The organism is Paraburkholderia sp. EG286A, assembly GCF_040965375.1.
GTDB lineage: Bacteria > Pseudomonadota > Gammaproteobacteria > Burkholderiales > Burkholderiaceae > Paraburkholderia.
Genome location: NZ_JBFRCB010000006.1, coordinates 643169 through 662578 on the forward strand (window position 1 = coordinate 643169; position 19410 = coordinate 662578).

At 65.1% G+C, this 19410-nt stretch carries 14 protein-coding genes and 1 rRNA gene; 5 read left to right on the forward strand and 10 right to left on the reverse strand.

Annotation, left to right across the window (positions count from 1 at the left end):
- Window positions 1-281: 281 nt before the first annotated feature.
- Complete coding sequence (locus AB4Y35_RS29870; protein WP_324158805.1) at window positions 282-1439, forward strand: metallophosphoesterase; 1158 nt, start codon at window positions 282-284, stop codon at window positions 1437-1439.
- Window positions 1440-1543: 104 nt separating this feature from the next.
- On the forward strand, window positions 1544-2635 hold the full coding sequence (locus AB4Y35_RS29875) for an AI-2E family transporter (RefSeq protein ID WP_324158807.1): 1092 nt from the start codon (window positions 1544-1546) through the stop codon (window positions 2633-2635).
- 30 nt (window positions 2636-2665) lie between these two features.
- On the opposite strand, the gene AB4Y35_RS29880 is transcribed toward AB4Y35_RS29875, so the two are convergent.
- The 6 genes from AB4Y35_RS29880 to AB4Y35_RS29905 form a co-directional block, all read right to left on the reverse strand.
- Entirely contained in the window at window positions 2666-4105 is a 1440-nt protein-coding gene (locus AB4Y35_RS29880) for a heavy metal sensor histidine kinase (protein ID WP_368707203.1), read from the reverse strand.
- On the reverse strand, window positions 4102-4791 hold the full coding sequence (locus tag AB4Y35_RS29885; RefSeq protein WP_042265081.1) for a heavy metal response regulator transcription factor: 690 nt from the start codon (window positions 4789-4791) through the stop codon (window positions 4102-4104). The genes AB4Y35_RS29880 and AB4Y35_RS29885 overlap by 4 nt, the downstream gene beginning before the upstream one ends.
- A 147-nt stretch (window positions 4792-4938) precedes the next feature.
- Window positions 4939-6444: an efflux transporter outer membrane subunit gene (locus tag AB4Y35_RS29890; protein WP_368707234.1), complete on the reverse strand. Its 1506-nt coding sequence runs from the start codon at window positions 6442-6444 to the stop codon at window positions 4939-4941.
- A gap of 2 nt (window positions 6445-6446) precedes the next feature.
- A complete protein-coding gene (locus AB4Y35_RS29895) occupies window positions 6447-7694 on the reverse strand; it encodes an efflux RND transporter periplasmic adaptor subunit (RefSeq protein WP_368707204.1) in 1248 nt (415 codons plus the stop codon).
- An 18-nt stretch (window positions 7695-7712) separates the two neighbouring features.
- Complete coding sequence (locus tag AB4Y35_RS29900) at window positions 7713-10922, reverse strand: efflux RND transporter permease subunit (RefSeq protein WP_368707205.1); 3210 nt, start codon at window positions 10920-10922, stop codon at window positions 7713-7715.
- A 253-nt stretch (window positions 10923-11175) separates the two neighbouring features.
- Window positions 11176-12213, reverse strand: coding sequence for a LysR family transcriptional regulator (locus tag AB4Y35_RS29905; protein WP_368689591.1), 1038 nt, complete (start codon window positions 12211-12213; stop codon window positions 11176-11178).
- A gap of 228 nt (window positions 12214-12441) precedes the next feature.
- Between AB4Y35_RS29905 and AB4Y35_RS29910 the strand changes: the two genes are divergently transcribed.
- Together AB4Y35_RS29910 and AB4Y35_RS29915 are read left to right on the forward strand one after the other, a co-directional pair.
- Entirely contained in the window at window positions 12442-13149 is a 708-nt protein-coding gene (locus AB4Y35_RS29910; protein WP_368707206.1) for an MgtC/SapB family protein, read from the forward strand.
- Between the two features lie 186 nt (window positions 13150-13335).
- Window positions 13336-13587: a GlsB/YeaQ/YmgE family stress response membrane protein gene (locus tag AB4Y35_RS29915; RefSeq protein WP_042265070.1), complete on the forward strand. Its 252-nt coding sequence runs from the start codon at window positions 13336-13338 to the stop codon at window positions 13585-13587.
- Between the two features lie 90 nt (window positions 13588-13677).
- Here the strand turns inward: AB4Y35_RS29915 and AB4Y35_RS29920 are convergent, their stop codons facing one another.
- The 3 genes from AB4Y35_RS29920 to AB4Y35_RS29930 form a co-directional block, all read right to left on the reverse strand.
- Window positions 13678-15204 carry an acetyl-CoA hydrolase/transferase family protein gene (locus AB4Y35_RS29920; protein ID WP_368707207.1) on the reverse strand — a complete coding sequence of 509 codons (1527 nt, stop codon included), beginning with the start codon at window positions 15202-15204 and terminating at the stop codon, window positions 13678-13680.
- 196 nt (window positions 15205-15400) lie between these two features.
- Complete coding sequence (locus tag AB4Y35_RS29925) at window positions 15401-15619, reverse strand: hypothetical protein (RefSeq protein ID WP_368707208.1); 219 nt, start codon at window positions 15617-15619, stop codon at window positions 15401-15403.
- 129 nt (window positions 15620-15748) lie between these two features.
- Window positions 15749-17968 (reverse strand): FUSC family protein, encoded by a 2220-nt coding sequence (locus AB4Y35_RS29930; protein WP_368707209.1) that lies wholly within the window; start codon window positions 17966-17968, stop codon window positions 15749-15751.
- Window positions 17969-18135: 167 nt separating this feature from the next.
- Here AB4Y35_RS29930 and AB4Y35_RS29935 point away from each other — a divergent pair, with 167 nt between their 5' ends.
- Complete coding sequence (locus AB4Y35_RS29935) at window positions 18136-19149, forward strand: LysR family transcriptional regulator (protein ID WP_368707210.1); 1014 nt, start codon at window positions 18136-18138, stop codon at window positions 19147-19149.
- A gap of 143 nt (window positions 19150-19292) precedes the next feature.
- Here AB4Y35_RS29935 and rrf read toward each other — a convergent pair.
- Window positions 19293-19406, reverse strand: a 5S ribosomal RNA gene (gene rrf / locus AB4Y35_RS29940).
- Between the last annotated feature and the right edge of the window lie 4 nt (window positions 19407-19410).

Below are 19410 nucleotides of genomic sequence, written 5' to 3' on the forward strand. Positions count from 1 at the left end.
CACGCGCAAACAGTAAAGCATCCGGGCCCATGCATACACGCATGCATGTATGTTCATGCTGGATCGCCAGGCCCTTTCATGACGCATCGCAGCATGCGCATCCGGAAACCGCCGCCACCGAACGGCACGAAGTCTGCTGCGCCGGTAAAATGCAACGCAGCCTACCTGTGCTGACCCGTCCACCGGGTTTTCGAGCGGGCCTCGACGATCGGGCTTTGCTGCAGCGCGCCGTACCCGGCGCGCCAGCCCACGCCGGTCCGCTCCCATCCGTTTGCGCCGCCATGCCCCGACTCTCGTTTCTGGTCCGCTTCATTGCCATCGGCGTGCTGCTGCATGCTTATGTCGGCTTTCGCCTGATTCCCGACCTGCCGGTGCCCGCCGCCGGCAAATGGCTCGCCGTGCTGTGGCTCGTGCTCTCGGTGCTGTTCATCCCGCCCGGCATGCTGGCGCGGCGCTTCAAGCGCCAGCCGCTCGGCGACCGCCTCGCCTGGATCGGCATGCTCGCCATGGGCTTCTTCTCGTCGCTGCTGATGCTGACGATCGCGCGCGACATCGTGCTCGCCTCGGCCATGACCGTGGAGGCACTGTGGCCCAAGGCAATCGATCTCGCCGGCTGGCGCACCGTGAGCGCCGCCGCGGTGATCGTGCTGGCGTTCCTCTCCTCCGGGTTCGGCTTTTTCAACGCGCGGCGGCGTGCGCGCGTGCGCAACGTCGAGGTGCCGATTCGCGGCCTGCCCGCCGCGCTCGACGGCTTCACCATCGTGCAACTGAGCGACATCCACGTCGGGCCGACGATCAAGCACGGCTACGTCGATGCCATCGTGCGCGCCGTGAACCAGCTCGACGCCGACGTAGTCGCCATCACGGGCGACGTGGTGGACGGCAGCGTGGCGCATCTCGCCGCGCACACCGCGCCGCTCGGCAAGCTCAATGCGCATCACGGCGTGTATCTCGTGACCGGCAACCACGAGTACTACTCGGGCGCGGACGCCTGGATCGCCGAGTTCCGCCGCATCGGCCTCACGGTGCTGATGAACCAGCATGTAGTGATCGAGCATGGCGGCGCGCGGCTCGTGCTGGCCGGCGTGACCGACTACACGGGCGGCCAGTTCGATCCCGCGCACCGCAGCGATCCAACCGAAGCGCTGCGCGGCGCGCCCGCCGACGTCAACACGCGCGTCCTGCTCGCGCACCAGCCGCGCACGGCCCACGCCGCCGTCGACGCGGGCTTCACGCTGCAACTCTCCGGCCACACGCATGGCGGCCAGATTTTCCCGTGGAATTTTCTCGTGCGGCTGCAGCAGCCGTTCACGGCGGGCCTCGAAAAGCTCGGCAGCCTGTGGGTCTATACGAGCCGCGGCACGGGCTACTGGGGTCCGCCCAAGCGCCTTGGCGCGCCTTCGGAAATCACGCGCGTGCGGCTCGTGGGCGCACAGTGAACCCCTGGGCGCACTGCGCCCGGAGGCCCCACGCGGCCTTGCCGGTATCATCGGACGATGCCGCCGTTCGTCCGCCTGGCGGCCTTAACTGGAATTCATCGCACATGGAAGGCAACAAGCACCTTCACCAGACATCGTTCTATTTGCTGCTGTTCACGGTGTCCATCGCGCTTTGCTTCATCCTCGCGCCGTTCTTCAGCACGGTGCTCTGGGGCGCCATCCTCGCCTTGATCTTCCAGCCCGTGCAGCGCCGGCTCGTCGCGCGACTCGGGCGGCGGCGCAACGTTGCCGCGCTCATCACGCTCACCATCTGCCTCGTCATCGTGATCTTTCCGCTCACGCTGGTGACGGCCACGCTGGTGCAGCAGGTCGCCTCGGCGTATCAGGAGGTGCGCAGCGGCAGCCTCGATTTCGGCGCGTACTTCACGCAGATCGTCCATGCGCTGCCTGAGTCGATCCAGAACCTGCTCGCGCGCTACGACCTCATGGATCTACCGGGGCTGCAGCAGCGCCTTTCGGCGGGCGCCGCGCAGATCAGCCAGTTCGTCGCCACGCGTGCACTCTCCTTCGGCCAGAACACGCTGCAATTTCTGGTGAGCTTCGGCGTGATGCTCTATCTGTTCTTCTTCCTCGTGCGCGACGGCCGCGATATTTCCCGGCTCGTGCGCGACGCCATTCCGCTCGACGAACAGCACAAGCTGCATCTCATGCGCAAGTTCACGACGGTGATTCGCGCAACGGTGAAGGGCAATGTGGCGGTGGCGGTCGTGCAGGGCGGCCTGGGCGGCATCGCGCTCTGGGTGCTCGGCATTCAGGGCGCACTGCTGTGGGGCTTCGTGATGATGCTGCTCTCGCTGTTGCCCGCCGTGGGCGCGGCGCTCGTGTGGGGGCCCATCGCGATCTACTTCCTCTCCACGGGCGCGATGGCGAAGGGCATCGGGCTCATCATCTTCGGCTCGGTCGTGATCGGCACCGTGGACAACGTGCTGCGCCCGGTGCTCGTGGGCAAGGACACGCGCCTGCCCGACTGGGTCGTGCTGATCTCGACGCTCGGCGGCATTTCGCTCATCGGCATCAACGGCTTCGTGATCGGGCCGCTCGTCGCTGCGCTTTTTATCAGCTGCTGGGACTTGCTGCGCAAGGACCAGCACAACATCGAAAACGAAAGCACGCCCGTGGAAGACGAGCCCGTCTAGGCGCAGCTTCCGGGCGGCATCAGGACAGCGCTAGGGCGAAACGTGCAGCGGCACGCCGGCGCGGCCCTGGCGGGCGATGCCGGCGACGGGCGTTTCGGGCGCTTCGGCGCCATCCACGGCCACCGAGAACCCGAACGTGTTGACGCCGTCGGCGCTGCGCACGAACACCGTGCCGCCGTGCATTTCCGCCACGGCCTTGACGATCGACAGCCCGAGCCCGTGATTTTCGTGGCTGTTCGAGCGCGCCTCCTGAATGCGGTAGAAGCGGTCGAAAATGTGCTCGCGCGTCACCGGGTCGAGCGGCTCGCCGGGATTCGAAACGGCGATCTCGACGTGACCGTTCTGCGGCGCGACCGTGGCGCGCAGCGTCGTGCCGGGCTGCGAATGCTGGATCGCGTTGACGAACAGATTGCTCACTGCGCGGCCGATCAGCGATGTATTCACCCACGCGCGCGCGTCGCCTTGCACTTCCACGCGCAGCTGCGCCTCTTCCAGCGGCATCTCCAGAAAATCGAGCATGCGTTCGATCTCCGAGCGCAGCGACACTTCCGTGAGGTCGGTTGCGCGTTCGCCGCGATCGCTGCGCGAGAGGAACAGCATGTCGTTCACGATCACGCGCAATCGTTCGAATTCCTCAAGATTCGATTGCAGCGTCTGTTGCAGCTGCTCGACCGAACGGTCGCGCGTGAGCGCCACCTGGGTCTGGCCGATCAGGATGCTCACCGGCGTGCGCAGCTCGTGCGCCACGTCGGCGTTGAACGACTCGAGGCGCTCGTAAGCCTTGTCCAGACGCTCCAGCGCGCCATTGAACGACGTGGCGAGTTCGTGCAGCTCCTCGGGCAGTTCGTCCGAATGCAGACGCTGGCGCCGGTTCGACGGGCTCAACTGCGAGGCCTCGCGCGAGAGGCGCGTGAGCGGCGCGAGTCCGAAGCGCGTCACCGCGCGGCTCAGCAGCGCAACCGCGATGGTGGAGAGCGCGATCAGCACGCCGAGCGCAATGCCGAAGCGCCGCAGCATGCCTTCGGTGCGCACGCAGTCGCTGCCGACCACGAGTTTCACCTGGGGCCGGTCGCCGCTCGCGGGCACGATAAAGGTTGTCGTGATGATGTCGTAGCTGCAGCCGGGCGGGCGCACGAGCAGATGATTCGGGCCCACGTCACCGGTGACCTTGCCGACGATGGGCGTGCCGAAACGAAAGCGCGGATCCGGGCCTTCGACGTAGTAATGCATGCGGCTGTCCGCAGGCGAGAGGTCGCGCAGCTTTTCCTGCACGAAGGCCCACTTCTGCACGTCCGGTGCGTGCGCAACGATCAGGCTCGCGATGCGCGCACGCGTGTCGAGCGTCTCGCGCAGTTCGTTGAAGAGTTGACGCTGCATCAGGAAGAAGAGGCCCGCGCCTGTGAGCGTGAACACGATGAGCGACACCGCTGCGAACATCGCCGAAAGCCGCAGCGAGATCGAGCGTTTCATGACGTCTGGCCTCCTTCCTCGCGCACTTCGAGCACGTAGCCCATGCCGCGTATGGTATGCAGCAGTTTCGCCGCGTGCGGGCCGTCGAGCTTGGCGCGCAGCCGCTTGATCGCCGTTTCCACCACGTTCGCATTGCTTTCGAAATTCACGTCCCAGACCAGCTCGGTAATGAGCGTCTTGGAGAGAATCTCGCCGCGCCGCCGCGCGAGCACCGAAAGCAGCTGAAATTCCTTCGCCGTGAGATCGAGGCGCACGCCGTCGCGCGTCGCGCGGCGGCTGATGAGGTCCACCTGCAGATCGCCCACCGAAATCAGCGTGGATTCCTGCGTGCGTGCGCGCCGCGTGAGCGCGCGCAGCCGCTCGACGAGTTCGAGGAACGAGAACGGCTTCGTGAGATAGTCGTCGGCGCCGTCGCGCAGACCGTGCACACGGTCGTCCACGCGGTCGCGCGCCGTCAGCATGATGACCGGCGTGTCCTTCTTCGTGCGCACGGCGCGCAGCACGCCGAAGCCGTCGAGCTTCGGCAGCATGACGTCGAGCACGATCACGTCGAAGTCGTACTCCGTGGCCATCCACGCGCCTTCCTCGCCGTCCATGGCGACATCCACGACCCAGCCCTGCTCCGTGAGTCCGCTACGCAAGTAGTCCACGACCTTGCGTTCGTCTTCGATTACCAATACTTTCATGCCCGCCCTCCTCTTCGCGCGCTGCCCTGGCGGTGCCGGCCGACGCGGCCCGCGACCGCCGTTGCGCGCTTTTATATACCCTGGTGCCGGGCCCGCTCAAGCCCTCTTGTACCGCTTGTATGCCCCGCTTTCAGCCCTTGCATCGACTCAGCTTTTGCCCTCGGCCTTCGGCACTTCGCGGCACGTGCCCACGCTGCAGGCCATCTCGCGGTCGTCGGTGCTCCAGCCGCCGCCCAGCGCCTTCGCGAGAAAGACCACCGTGGCGACCTGCTGGCCGTGAATCTGCACTTCCTGACGCTCGCTGGCGAGCAACTGCTGCTCCGCGTTGAGCACGTCGATGAACGCGACCAGGCCGCCCTGATAGCGGTCGTTGGCGAGATCGAAGGACTTGCGTGCGTCGTCCACGGCCGCCTGGCCATCGGTCGAGGCGCGTTCGAGCACCGACAGGCCCGTTACCGCATTTTGCACCTCCTGGAACGCGGTGAGCACGGTCTGACGATAAGACGCCTGCGCCGACTCGTAGCCCGCCTCCGCGAAATCCACGCCCGCCGCGCGCTTGCCGCCGTCGAACAGCACCTCGCTGGCCGTCGCGCCCACCGACCACATCAGGCTCGGCACGGAAAAAAGGCCGCCAAAACGCGTCGATTCCCAGCCGAACGTGGGCGAAAGCGTGATGTCCGGAAAGTACGCGGAGCGCGCCACGCCGATCTGCGCATTGGCCGAGGCCATCGCGCGCTCGGCGGAAGCCACGTCGGGCCGCCGCTGCAGCAGTTCGCTCGGCAGCCCGGTGGGCAGCGCCGGCACCGGCAGCGGCGTGACCTTCTGCGCCAGCGTGAATTCGGGCGCCGGCTTGCCGACCAGCACCGCAATGGCGTTCTGCTCCTGCTGGCGCTGGTTTTCGAGGAGATGCACCTGGGTTTGCGTCGCCGCCAGCTGGGCTTTCTGCTGCAGCAGTTCGAGACCCGAAACCGCGCCGAGATCGTGCTGCGCGGTCACGAAATCGAGCGCCTTTTGCTGCAGTTGCGCCGAGCGGTTCACGACGTCGATCTCGTTGTCGAGTTCGCGCATGGCGAAATAGTCGGTGGCGAGTTCGGCGGTGAGCACGAGGCGCGCGTTGGCGAGATCGTCGCCGGCCTGCTGCGTCGACGCCTGCGCCGACTCCACCATGCGCCGGATGCGCCCGAACAGGTCCAGCTCGTAACTCACGGTCGCGCCGACGATGATCTGGTTCTGCACGGTCGACGTATTGGGCGTCGCGTAGTTCGTGAGCGGCCGGTTCGCGGAAATGCGCTCGCGCGCGAGGCCCGAGTCGAGCCCGACCTGCGGGCTTTGCTGCGACGACACCGAAGCGAGCGTCGCGCGTGCCTGCGCGTAGTGCGCGGCGGCCACACGCAGCGTCTGGTTCTCGGCGAGTGCCGCGGTTTCCAGACTGTCGAGCTCCGCGTTGTCGAAGGCCATCCACCACTGCGGATCGAGCGGCGCATGCGAAGGCTGCGCGGCGTGCCAGTATGAATCGGCGGAATCGACGCGCCAGGCTTCAGGGCTTTGCGTTTGCGGCGCGTGATAGTCGGGGCCCACGGTGCAAGCCGCGAGACCGAGCGCACCGAGCGCCGTGACGTATGCGAGCGGCCGTTGCCGCGTGGTTTGCCTCATCGTCACGTCGCGCTCCGCCTGGCGGCTTCGTGCGCCGCTTCAGTCTTGTTCGGCGCGACCACGACGACGCTGTCGCCATCCGCGATCGAATCGCTCGGGTTGAGCACGACGCGATCGGTCGGCGCCAACCCGCGGCTGATCTCGAGCGTCTGCCCGAGGTCCTGCGCGATTTCCACCGCCTTGAGCTTGATCTTGCCATCCGCATCGACGACTGCAAGACGCGGGCCTTCCGAGCGGAACAGCAGTGTGTTGCCCGGCACCGTGAGCAGGCCCTTCGCGTCGGTCTGCAAGGCGGCCTGCACGTAGGCGCCGGGCAGCAGCTTGCCGTCGTGATTGGGCAGCGAGATTTCCGCTTCCAGCGTGCGCGTGGCCACGTTGATGGCCTGCGCCGTGCGCGTGACGGTGCCGTCGAACGTCACGCCCGGCAGCTCCTGCTCGGTCACGCTAACGTGCTGGCCGACCGCCACCTGCTGCGCGTAGGTCTGCGGCACGTCGAGGTAGAGGCGCAGCGGGTCGGACTGCGCAATCGAAAAGAGCGCATGACCCGCCCCGCCGTTGCCCGCGTTCACGAGGTCGCCGATATCGACGTTGCGCTGCGTGATGATGCCCGTGATCGGCGCGACGATGCGCTGGAACGACTTCATTTCCGTGAGGCGGCGCACGTTCGCATCGGCGGCGGCGAGATTCGCCTGGTCCGTGTTGAAGGCGCCCTGGCGGTCATCGAGTTCCTGCTGCGAGACCGCATCGCGCTGGCGCAATTGCTGCGCCCGATCGAACGAGGTCTTCGCGAGCGCGAGCGTCGAGGCGGCCTGATCGCGCTGTGCCTGCGCCTGGGCGAGTTCCTGATCGATCTCGGGCGTATCGATCTCGGCGAGCAACTGCCCTTGTTGCACGTGCGCGCCGATATCGGCGTACCAGCGCCGCACGTAGCCGTTCGCGCGCGAGTAGATCGGCGCTTCGACAAAGCCGCGCAGCGTGCCCGGCAGCACGATGCGGCCGTCCGCGCCCGCGGCCACCGGTTGCACGACGCTCACGTACTGCTTCGCGTTCTGCTTCGTGACGTCGGCCAGATGGTGGGCGTTCATGAGATTCGACACGATCGTGCGCGTGGCGCCCGCGGCCAGCAGCAACGCGACCACGATCAGCGCAAAACGTGCGCGCCTGCCCGCCTGGCCGCGCGCCGGCAGGTCCATGCCCTGCTCGCCGCCCACGGTGATGTCGAGCGATGAATGGTGATGAGGTTCGTTCATGTCTTCGGCCATAGTGACTTAACGGGTATCGCCTCGCGTACCGCGGCGCTGCGCCTCGCGCTCGCGCTTTGCGGCGGCGCGGTGGGCGAGCCGGGTATGCACGGTCGCAAACATCAGGGGTACGAACAATAGCGTGGAGACCGTCGCGAACAGCAGGCCGCCGATCACCGCGCGCCCGAGCGGCGCATTCTGCTCGGCGCCTTCGCCGAGGCCGAGCGCCATCGGCACCATGCCGATCATCATGGCGAACGCCGTCATCAGCACGGGGCGGATGCGGGTGGCGCCCGCTTCGAGCGCGGCGGCCAGCGGCGACGCGCCGGCGGCGAGACGCTGCCGCGCGAACGAGACCACGAGAATACTGTTCGCGGTCGCGACGCCCACGGTCATGATCGCGCCGGTGAGCGCGGGCACGCTCAGGTGCGTGCCGGTGATGAAGAGCATCCACGCAATGCCCGCGAGCGCGGCGGGCAGCGCGCTGATGATGATGAGCGGATCGGCCCACGACTGGAAGTTCACGACGATCAGCAGATACACGAGCACCACCGCCATCGCGATGCCGACGCCCAGACCCACGTACGACGAACGCATCGTGCCGATCTGCCCGCGCATGGTGATGGTCGTGCCGCGCGGCGCGTGCGCCTGCACATGCCGGATGATGTCGTTGATGTTCACGCCCACGGAGCCCAGGTCGCTGCCCTCCACGCTCACGAGCAGGTCGATCACGGGACGGATGTTGTAGTGCGTGACGATGGCCGGCCCGCCGTGCGGCTCGAGCTGCACGAGGTTGCTCACGAGTTGCAGCGGCGCATTGGGATTCGTCGCACGTGCGGAAACGGGCGTGCCCATCACCTCGTTCATGGAGGTCTCGCGATACTGCGGCGTTTGCACCGTGAGCGGATATTCCACGCCGTTTTGCGGGCTCACCCAGAACGCGGGCGCAGTCTGCGTGCTGCCCGAGAGCGCGATCAGCACGTCCTGCGCAACGTTTTGCGGACTCAGGTTCAACTGCTGCATACGCGTGCGGTCCATGGCAAGCGTGAGCGCGGGCTCGTCGTTACGCTGCTCGATGTGCGCATCGACAGCGCCCGGCAGTTGCCGCACCTGCTTGAGCAGCGTGCTCGCAAGCGCCATGTCCTGGGTCAGGTTCGCGCCCACGACCTGCACGTCGATCGCCGCGGGCTGACCAAAGTTCAGAATCTGCGTGATGATGTCCGCGGGCTGGAAGAAGAACTCCACGCCCGGGAAGCGTTGCGGCAGCAAGGTCCGCAGCTTGTCGACATAAATGCGCGAGGGATCGTGATCGGGCTTCAGCGCGATCTGGATTTCGCCGTCGAGCGTGCCCATCGTCCCCGCGTTGCTGTACGAGAGGTTGATGCCGCTATAGGGCAGCCCGAGGTTGTCGACGATCGTTTCGAGTTGATCGGGCGGCACGACTTCGCGCACCACCTGCTCTACCTGGTCGGCCAGGCGCGCGGTTTCCTCGATGCGAAAACCCGTTGGCGCACGCATGTGCAAACGAATATTGCCCGCATCGACCGAAGGAAAGAAGTCGCGGCCGAGGAAAAACACGAGGACGAGCGACAGCAGGCAAAACGCGAGGAAGGTGCTGCCAAAGAACTTGCGGCGCGCGAGCAACAGACTCAACAGCGCGATGTAATTGGCGCGCACGCGCTCGAACGCATGATTGAAACGCCAGTGAATGCGCGCGAAGAGCGAGCCCTGGGCGCGCTGCGCATGCGCGGTGGGATCGTGGCCCTCGAAGAGCAGCATGGCGAGCGTCGGCACCAGCGTGCGCGAGAGGATGTACGACGCGATCATCGCGAACACCACGGCTTCCGCGAGCGGCACGAACAGGAAGCGCGCCACGCCGGTGAGGAAGAACATCGGCACGAACACGATACAGATACACAGCGTCGAGACGAGTGCGGGCACCGCGATTTCGCCCGCGCCTTCGAGAATGCCGTCGTGCAGTTTCGCGCCCAGATGCAGGTGCCGTTCGATGTTTTCGATCGTGACCGTGGCGTCGTCGACCAGGATGCCGACCGCGAGCGCAAGGCCGCCGAGCGTCATGATGTTGATGGTCTCGCCCAGCGCATAGAGCGCGATGATCGACGAGAGAATCGACAGCGGGATCGATACCGCGATGATGAGCGTGCTGCGCCAGTTGCCGAGAAAGAGCAGGATCATCGCCGCCGTGAGCGCGGCCGCGATCAGTGCTTCGCGCACCACGCCCTGCACGGCGGCGGAAACGAAGACGGACTGGTCGAAGAGCGGCTTGACGACGAGGTCGGCGGGCAGCGTGTCGCGCGCCTTCGGCAGCAGGTCCTTGAGTGCGCCCACCACCTGCAGCGTCGAGGCATCGCCGCTCTTGAGGATCGACATCAGCACGCCGCGCTGGCCGTCCTGGCGCACGACGTTGGTCTGCGGCGTGAAGCCGTCGCGCACGTGCGCCACGTCGCCGAGATAGGTAGTCGCGCCGTTCACCGTCTGCACGGGAATGCGGTTCAGCCCGGCCAGCGTGGCGGGCGATGCATTGGTGTCCACACGATATTCGGTCTGCCCGAGCTTGGCCGTGCCCGTCGGCAAGATCAGGTTCTGCGCGTTGACGGCATTGACGATATCGGCGGGCGTGAGGCCTTTCGAAATGAGCGCGCGCGTGTCGAGGTCCACGGAAATCACGCGCGTCTTGCCGCCATACGGGTAAGGCACCTGCGCGCCGGGAATCGTAATGAGTTGCGGGCGCAGGAAGTTCATCGCGACGTCGGCGAGCGCCTGCTCGCTCATCGACTTGCTGGAGAGGCCGAGCTGGATCACCGGAATGCTCGAGGCCGAATAGCTGATGACGAGCGGGGGCGTCGCACCGGGCGGCATCTGCTTCACCTGCGCCTGTTCCGATGCAACGGCCTGCGCGATCGCGGTTTGCAGGCTCGCGCCCGGCTGCAGGAACAGCTTGATGATGGCGATGCCGGGCAGCGACTGCGACTCGATGTGCTCGATATTGCTCACCGTGGTCGTGAGGCTGCGCTCGTTGACCGAGGTGATGCGATCGGCCATGTCCTTCGCGGAGAAGCCGTTGTACGACCAGATGATGCTGATGACCGGGATGTTGATGTTGGGCAGCACGTCGGTGGCCATCGACATGAGCACGAACGGCGTGGCCAGCACGATCAGGATGGCCATCACGATAAACGTGTACGGTCGCTTCAGCGCGAGATTGACAATCCACATGTCAGTGTTTCGGACAACTCAGGCGAGGGGTTGAGACGGGGACACATTCATCCCGCGGGTGCCGCATCATAGGCAATGGCGGTGGCAGGTCGCTGTCGCCAATATGGCGAAATTGACAGGCAATGCGCGAGACGCGCGAAAGCGCACGGGAACGCAGATAGATCGGCGCTGTAGCGTCGCGAAGCGCCGGAAATCCGCAGCCGCGAAACGCGCCGTAACAGACTCGCGCTTCGCGAAGACTTCTTTAACTGCTTCAGTTCACAAGGCGCAGGCGCTCCAGGTCGTGCGTGTTGTGACCGCGGCCGCTGCGCGCACGCGTGCCTCGCGGGCCCGCGTGTGCATCCACTTCGCGAAGCGGCTCGTCGCAGGTGGCGAGCGCAGCCTCCTGCTCGGCAAGGACGAGCGGCACCTTCTCGCGCAGAAACTCGACGAAGGTGCGGATCTTCGCGTCCAGATAGCGGCGCGAAGCGTACAGCGCGTAGATGTTGAGCTTTTGCAGGGTGTGTGTGGGCAGCACGCGCACCAGCGTGCCATCGGCGAGACCGGGCAGCGCCACCGGCACCGGCAGCGGGCCGATGCCCATGCCTTCGCGGATGGCGAGCGCAAGCGCTTCGGGATTGTTCACCTGGAACGGCGTCACGCCCGTATGCCGGAAAGTCTCGCCAAGCGGCCCCTCGGAAACCCATTGGCCCGCGGGCAGGCTCGCATCGGTCAGGTGCAGACAGGTATGCGCCTCGAGGTCGTCGAACGATTGCGGCTCGCCGCGCGTGCGCAAGTACGCAGGCGAGGCGCAGAGAATGGCAGCGGTGCTGCCCAGATGCTGGGAGATCAGCGCGGAGTCCTCGAGTTCGGCAGCCACCACGACCGCCACGTCGAAGCCCTCCTCGATGATGTCCGGCATCTGCTGCGCGATGGTGAGATCGACCGAGACCTCCGGCAAATGCTGCTGATAACGCGCGATGAGCGGCATCACATAGTGCTGCCCGAAACTCGTGCCGCCGTACACGCGCAGCTTGCCCGCGGGGTTCGCGTGCGCCGCGGCGGCTTCGGCCTCGGCCTGCTCGATGTCGGCAAGAATGCGCTTGCAGCTCTGAAAGTAACGCTCGCCGGCTTCGGTCAGCGACATGCGCCGCGTAGTCCGGTTAAGCAGCCGCGTGCGCAGCCGCGACTCCAGATCGGTGACCGCGCGCGAGACCTGCGCCGTCGTCATCGTTTCGCTCGCCGCAGCGCGCGTGAAGCTGCCGGACTCCACCACTCGCACGAAGACCCGCATATTGCGCAGCGTATCCATCAGAAACTCCCGTTCATTCGACCTGCCTTCCCATCTCCATACGAATGAGAGTAGTTTCGCCCACCAGCCGTGGCCTGATCCTGACTCGAACATGACAGCGCGGACAGCTTGGCGCAAAGCCCCGGCCCGCGTATGATCCACGGGCCCCCGAGGTAGCTCGATACACCCGCCACGCCTTGCGCGAGAGCCGCATGGCGTGCGACCGCCCTGCGCTTTGATGACAAAACGATGACTCTCGAATTCGCCCTGCGCCTTCTCGCGGCGTTCGCCTGCGGCGTCGCCATCGGCCTCGAACGCCAGATTCGCCAACGCACGGCCGGTCTGCGCACGATCACGCTCGTGGCAAGCGGCGCATGCTTGTTCGTCACGCTCGGCGTGCTGACCGGCAATGGCTCGACCGGCGTGACGCAAATTGCGGCCTATGTCGTCTCCGGCGTGGGCTTTCTGGGCGGCGGCGTGATCATGCGCGAGAAGGGCTCGATTCAGGGCATCAATACCGCAGCGACGCTATGGTGTTCGGCGGCCGTGGGCGTCCTGTGCGGAGCGGGCCACTACGCCCCGGCGGTGGCCGGCACCGTCGTCGTGCTGCTCACGAATACCGTGCTGCGCGAGGTGAGCCGCATCATCAACGCGTCGCCCGTTTCGAATGCGGATCTCGTGCGCGCTTATGTGCTTACGGTGGTTTGCCGCGAAGAGGACGAAGTCCATATCCGCACGTTGCTTTCGAATTCTTTGTACTCCACACCGCTTTCATTCCAGAGCCTCACGAGCGAGGATCTGGCCGGCGATCCGCCGCGCCTGCGCGTGACGGCGACGATGCGCCTGCATCCGAAGTACCAGTCGAAGCTGGAACTCATGGCGAGCCGCCTGAGCATGGAGAAAGGCGTCTCCAGCGTGAGCTGGACCGCCGCGGAACCCGAGATCGCGCCCGAATGAGGCTTGCCCATGGCATCGGCCGGCATTCCTTACGAATACATTTCTGATTCGTTGCGCTTTTTAAAATTATCGGCGGCAGTTTTCAAGAACTGTCAATTCTGGCCGTGTTTCATGGACGCGTATTCGCCCTTGGACTAAGCTCCACTCACCGTGATTCGTTCACGCCAACAAGGGGAGTGCATTCATATGCAACACGGCATCATTGCCTGGCTCATCATCGGCGCAATCGCAGGCTGGCTCGCTGGCGTTCTTGTCAAAGGCGGCGGCTTCGGATTGTTCGTCGATATCATCGTCGGCATTGTCGGCGCGTTCATCGGCGGTTGGCTTGCCGGCGTGCTCGGCATTCATATCGGGGCTGGCATCATCAGCTCGATCATTACCGCCATTGTCGGCGCGGTCATTCTGCTCTTCATCATCCGCCTCGTGCGACGAGCGTAGCGAATTCGCGCTATCAATGAAAAACGGGAGCACCGTTGCCGGTGCTCCCGTTTTGTTTTGTGTGCTTCCAGATAGCGAGCGCTTTGGACCTTATGCGTTCGCCACGAGTCCGCCCGTCGCTTCGGGCAGCATCGAACCCGTTTGATTGAAGCGCAGATGCATTTCATACGCGCGTGCGAGATCGTGCGGCGTCTGGCCGCCGATCTTGAGTGCGTCGCGATAGTAGTCGCGCAGCAAGTCGCGATAGAGCGGATGCGCGCAACGCTCGATCACGAGGTTCGCACGTTCGCGCGGCGCGAGTCCGCGCAGATCGGCCAGGCCCTGCTCGGTGACGATCACGTCCACGTCGTGCTCGTTGTGATCGACGTGCGGCACCATCGGCACGATGCTGGAAATGCGGCCGTCCTTCGCAATCGCCTTGGTCGCGAAGATCGCGCACGACGCATTACGCGCGAAATCGCCCGAGCCGCCAATGCCGTTCATCATGTGCGTGCCGCCCACGTGCGTGGAATTCACATTGCCGTAGATGTCGCATTCGAGCGCGGTGTTCAGCGCGATCAAACCGAGGCGGCGAATCACTTCCGGATGATTGCTCACTTCCTGCGGACGCAGCACAAGCTTGTCGCGATAGCGGTCGAGTTCGGCGAGCACCTGCGCCTGGCGCTGCGCGGAGAGCGTCATCGAGGCGCCCGAGGCGAATACCATCTTGCCGGAATCGATCAGGTCGAATGTCGAGTCCTGCAATACTTCGGAGTACATCGTAAGCGCTTCGAACGGTGAATCTACGAAGCCCGAAAGCACCGCGTTCGCGATCGTGCCGATGCCGGCCTGCAGCGGCGGCAGTTGCGCGTTCATGCGGCCGTGCTTCACTTCGTGCTGCAGGAATTCGATGAGGTGGCCGGCAATGCGCGCGGTTTCTTCATCGGCGGGCAGCACGGTCGAGGGGCTGTCCGCCTCGTTCGTGATGACGATGGCGGCGATCTTCTCGGGCGGAATCTCGATGGCGGTCGTACCCACGCGGTCCTGCGGACGTACGATCGGCAGCGGATCGCGATGCGGGCGGCGGCCGGGAATCCACACGTCGTGCAGGCCTTCGAGCGCGAGCGGCTGTGCGAGATTGATCTCGACGATCACCTTCTCCGCGAGAATCGCGAAGCTCGCCGAATTGCCGACCGACGTGGTCGGCACGATCGCACCGGTTTCCGTGATCGCGGCGGCTTCGATGATCGCGAGATCGAGTTTCCCGAGCAGGTTCGCGCGCAGCATCTCGACGGTTTCCGAAAGATGCTGGTCGACGAACATCACTTCGCCGCGGTTGATCGCCTTGCGCAGCGTGGCGTCCACCTGGAACGGCAGACGGCGCTCGAGCACACCCGCTTCGGTCAGCATGCGATCGACGTCGTGGCCGAGCGAGGCGCCCGTCATCAGCGTAATGCGCAGCGGTTCTTTCTCTTCGCGCGCACGGCGCGCCAGTTCGAGCGGCACGGCCTTCGTGTCGCCGGCGCGCGTAAAGCCGCTCGCGCCGACGCGCATGCCGTTGCGCACGAGTTGGGCCGCCTCGGCGGCCGAAGTGATTTTCCCGCGCAAGGCGGCACAACGAATACGGTCTTCGTACATCAAAGTCTCCACAAACTCTCTGATCGCCTGGTGCCTATTTTCAGGTCTTGCATCGGCGGTCGTGCACTGCGAGTTTCACAAAACACTGTTGCCGTGTTTCGTGCAGCCACAATGCGCAAAGCCGCGGCGCCCTTTTGAAGGCGTCGCGGCACAAGATTTCAGCGTGCGCCTGCACATGGCTGGCGTGCTCTCGATCTCAGCTACCGAAATAAATATTGCAGAAGCTGACCGGGCCGACGCATTCATCCTTCTTTGCCGGCTTTACGATTTCGCGGTGGGCGGGCGCTTGCGCTACCTGCGGGGCAGCGGACTGCGCAACCTGCTGGGGCACGCTCGCTGCCGGTGCTTCGTTCTGTGCATAAGCGGCGGCGGCAAACAGCGAACAGGCAACAACAGCGATCTTCAGGGACTTCATTTTACTCTCCAGTGCTAACGGGTACTGCGAAGCAGTGATGTGACTATATGACTCAGGGTCGAATAGATTAAGGAGGCGGGGTGGAAGGCATATTTCCAGACTGCAGCAATATCGCGCGGGCCTGCTTTTTCATTGTGTTTTCAACGATCTGTGCGGCGCGCGCGTGCGGCGTGCGCGGCGCGCCAGCGGCCCGAGCGGCGCATCGCGGTCGAGCAGCGCGCTGCGAATGAAGTGCAGATGACTCAGCAGCCGTTGCGCCTCGTGCCGCCGTTCCCGCTCGTGATGCACGGTGGCGAGCGCCTCCTGGGCGATCCAGGTCGCGGCGCGTACAGCGCTGAGCGCGTGGTCGAGCGCGAACCCGTCCGGGTTCTCGAAAAGGAGCGCGATGTCCTCCTGTGCGCGCGCGAGTGCCGCTGGCCAGCGCGCGTCATGAAAGTCGAGCCAGGCTGCCGCGTGCGCCTCGTTGCGCAGATCGACCACGGCGTGCCCGACTTCGAGCGTCACGAGCATCCAGCGCAGCGCACGCCGGTGCGCCTGGCGGCGCCCGTTCAGCAAGAGCCTCAACTGGTGCATCAGATCGTGCGTACCGGACTGGAAGCGCTGCCCGAGGCCATCCAGTTCCCCATGGCAAGCCAGCACGACCTGCCCGCGCAACGACACGCACATGCGCTCGACGAGCCAGTTCATGTGCGGCGGAAACACCACCGCGAAAGCGAGCGAAGCGACCAGCATCGCGGCGACGACGGCGATGCCGTTGTTGACCAGCAGATCCGGCGTGTAGACGATCACGTTGTCCGGGCCAGCCAGCAGGCAGAAGAACACCGAGAAACCGACGCCATAGCCCGCTATGCGCGAGCGCGTGGCGAGAAAAGCGCCGATGGCGAGCACCGGAACGAGTGTCGCGCAGAGCAGCGGAAAGCCATCGACATTGGGATAGACGTAGCAGGTGAAGAGATAGCCCGTCACGGCGGCAAAGCCCGCGCCGACCGCCATCTGCACGGCCATGCGCGATGCGTTCGGCGACGACGACGTGAGCGCGCACGTGAGCGCGGCCGCGATCATCGCGAGGCCGCCGCTCGGCCAGTCGGTCTCGACCCAGAACCAGCCCAGCGCCGCCACCACCACGGCGGTGCGCACGAAGGTGAACGCCACCACGTACCAGCTCGTGCGGGGCACGTAGCGCGCGGCGCGCGGCTCCTGTGCAGGACGCGCCTCCATGAGCGAGGCCCACGAACGGCTGTAGCGCACGATCTCGGTCGTGAAGCGATAGATGAGTTCGGCCGAGGTGTCGAAGTCGGGCAGCGCATCGGGCAGCGCGTGTTCGAGCGGCCGCCGCGTCTCGCGCACATGACGCGGCAGCGTGCGCTGGAAGGCTTCGAGGCCATCGGCGAGCCGCCGCGCATAGACGCGATCGCTTTCGTTGCGGCTCGGCCGCTGTGCGAGCAGCGCGGCTAGCTCGCTGAAATACGGCGCGAGCGGTGCGATCGCCGCGTCGCTCCAATGCAGTCTTTTGAGCAACTGACGCAGCGCGTGCAGCCTCGCGCAGGCATCCATGAATTCGGAATTCAGGCGCGAAAGCAGGCCGCTGCGCGAGCGCATCGTCGGATCTTCGAAAGACGAGAAAGCGCGCGTGGCCTCGAAGCCGACGACATCGTCGACGAGACTCGCAAATCGCCCTTCGAATGCGCCCCGTTCGAGCCGCCCAGCCAACACCGCCGCAGCGAACGCAGTAAAATTCAGATAGCGCGAGCGCAGGGTGCGATCGAGCAGCGAGCCCGACTGCCGGGGCACGATCACCGCGCTGACCATGCCCGAGCAGAGAATGCCCACAGCCACTTCGGCGCCGCGGCCAAGTGCGGCGAGAAAGAGACCGTTGGGCTGCATCACGAGCGGAATGCCGATCAGCGCTGCCGTGTAGCCGGCAAGAACGAAACCGTACCAGCGAAAATGGCGATTCCTCATGGCGGCGGCCGTACATACGGCTACCCACCCCGTCATCCCGAGTATGTAGAGTTCGGGCTGCTGGACGAACACGGCGCCCAGCACGACCGCCGCGACCATTCCCACCGCAGTACCGACGATGCGATAAAAGCTCTTGGCGAACACCATGCCCGAGAGCGGCTGCATCAGCACGAACACCGTCGTCATCGCGATGCGCGGCTGCGGCAGGTCCAGCAGCATGGAGATGCCCATGGCAAGCAAGCCGGCCGCGACCGTTTTCAGCAGATGGATCCAGATCGCGCCGTCGCTGGCCTGCCAGTCGCGCAACGCCCGTCTGGCGGCGCGCCATATGATCTCCGCGCGCCGACGCGAGTCGAACGCTCGATGTATCGCAGGCTGGCGGCTCATGACAAACGCTCGGGCTGTTTCAAAGACAGGGGCCGATTGTAGGAGCGTCATTGCGCCGCATTAATGGGACGCGCGGGGAACCTCCGTTCCAGATCACTCAACAATGGCGCGCCCAGACAGGCGGACAATATCGTTTCTGTACCGAACAAGAAGGTCAAGAAGGTCTGATGGATACGTTACAAAACATGCGGGTGTTCGTGCGCGTCGTGGAAGCGGGCAGCTTCACGGCCGCGGCTCAGTCGCTGGATTCGACCACTGGCGCGATGTCGCGCGCGGTATCGGAACTCGAAGCGCATTTGCGCACCCGTCTGCTCAACCGCTCGACGCGCCGGCTCGCGCTCACGCCCGCTGGCGAGCGGTATCTCAAGCGCTGCTCGCTGATTCTCGCGGATGTCGATAGCGCGGAAGAAGAAGCGAGCTGTGCGCACGAGCGCCCGGTCGGGGCGCTGCGCATGCACAGCTTCGCGAGTATTGGTCAGCAGTACGTGCTGCCGGCGATCTCGCGTTATCGCGCACTGCATCCCGAAGTCACTGTCGAGCTGACGCTCTCGCAACGCATGCCGGATCTCTTCGAGGGCAGCAGCGACGTCTCGGTGGTCACGGCGTCATCGCTGCCGAATTCCGATCTCGTTTCGCATCAGCTGGGTTCGACGTACAGCATTCTGTGCGCGTCGCCTGGGTATGTGCATACGCACGGTGCGCCACGCACTCCCGCCGATCTCTCGCATCACGACTGTCTGATTCTGAAATCGCCGGCGTTCCCGGCGCATGAGTGGACGCTCGAGGGGCCCGAGGGCAGCGTCGAGATGCAAGTGGACGGACCGGTGCAGGTGAATATCGCGGAATCACTTGCAGTTGCGATACGCGAGGGGATGGGGATCGGGATGTTGCCGGTCTACTCGGCAATTGAAGGACTGCGTAACGGTACGCTCGTGCGGGTGCTGCCGAAGCACAAGCTGCAAAAGACGAACGTGTATGCGCTCTATCCGTCGCGCAAGTTCGTCGATGCGAAAACCAAAACGTGGGTGGAATTCTTGCGCGCGCATCTGCCGCAGGTCATCGAGCGCGACCTGGCGCTGCTTGAAGAGCTGACTCAGGAGCAGCTTGCGGACGTCGCAGAAGAGGTTGCTTTGGCGAAGGACGCCGCGGTTGCAGCAGCTGTGCAGAAAGCGGCGCAATAAGCCTGCGCTTGCGTTGCGCGAGCGGGTTAATGCAAAAAGCCGTCCACGGGACGGCTTTTTTGTTTGCTGCTTCTGAAGCGTAAACGCCAGAACCCCGGTGCTCTTTCGGAGCCACCGGGGTTCTGGACGTTACAGCATGAGGAGCCTGACGATTACCTACTTTCACACGGGCAATCCGCACTATCATCGGCGTGGAGCTGTTTCACGGTCCTGTTCGGGATGGGAAGGGGTGGGACCAGCTCGCTATGGTCATCAGGCATG

Bases quoted from the DNA above. Each gene is read 5' to 3' on its own strand.
- AB4Y35_RS29870 (WP_324158805.1), top strand. From the start codon at position 282: ATGCCCCGACTCTCGTTTCTGGTCCGCTTCATTGCCATCGGCGTGCTG.
- AB4Y35_RS29875 (WP_324158807.1), top strand. From the start codon at position 1,544: ATGGAAGGCAACAAGCACCTTCACCAGACATCGTTCTATTTGCTGCTG.
- AB4Y35_RS29880 (WP_368707203.1), bottom strand. From the start codon at position 4,105: ATGAAACGCTCGATCTCGCTGCGGCTTTCGGCGATGTTCGCAGCGGTG.
- AB4Y35_RS29885 (WP_042265081.1), bottom strand. From the start codon at position 4,791: ATGAAAGTATTGGTAATCGAAGACGAACGCAAGGTCGTGGACTACTTG.
- AB4Y35_RS29890 (WP_368707234.1), bottom strand. From the start codon at position 6,444: ATGAGGCAAACCACGCGGCAACGGCCGCTCGCATACGTCACGGCGCTC.
- AB4Y35_RS29895 (WP_368707204.1), bottom strand. From the start codon at position 7,694: ATGAACGAACCTCATCACCATTCATCGCTCGACATCACCGTGGGCGGC.
- AB4Y35_RS29900 (WP_368707205.1), bottom strand. From the start codon at position 10,922: ATGTGGATTGTCAATCTCGCGCTGAAGCGACCGTACACGTTTATCGTG.
- AB4Y35_RS29905 (WP_368689591.1), bottom strand. From the start codon at position 12,213: ATGGATACGCTGCGCAATATGCGGGTCTTCGTGCGAGTGGTGGAGTCC.
- AB4Y35_RS29910 (WP_368707206.1), top strand. From the start codon at position 12,442: ATGACTCTCGAATTCGCCCTGCGCCTTCTCGCGGCGTTCGCCTGCGGC.
- AB4Y35_RS29915 (WP_042265070.1), top strand. From the start codon at position 13,336: ATGCAACACGGCATCATTGCCTGGCTCATCATCGGCGCAATCGCAGGC.
- AB4Y35_RS29920 (WP_368707207.1), bottom strand. From the start codon at position 15,204: ATGTACGAAGACCGTATTCGTTGTGCCGCCTTGCGCGGGAAAATCACT.
- AB4Y35_RS29925 (WP_368707208.1), bottom strand. From the start codon at position 15,619: ATGAAGTCCCTGAAGATCGCTGTTGTTGCCTGTTCGCTGTTTGCCGCC.
- AB4Y35_RS29930 (WP_368707209.1), bottom strand. From the start codon at position 17,968: ATGAGCCGCCAGCCTGCGATACATCGAGCGTTCGACTCGCGTCGGCGC.
- AB4Y35_RS29935 (WP_368707210.1), top strand. From the start codon at position 18,136: ATGGATACGTTACAAAACATGCGGGTGTTCGTGCGCGTCGTGGAAGCG.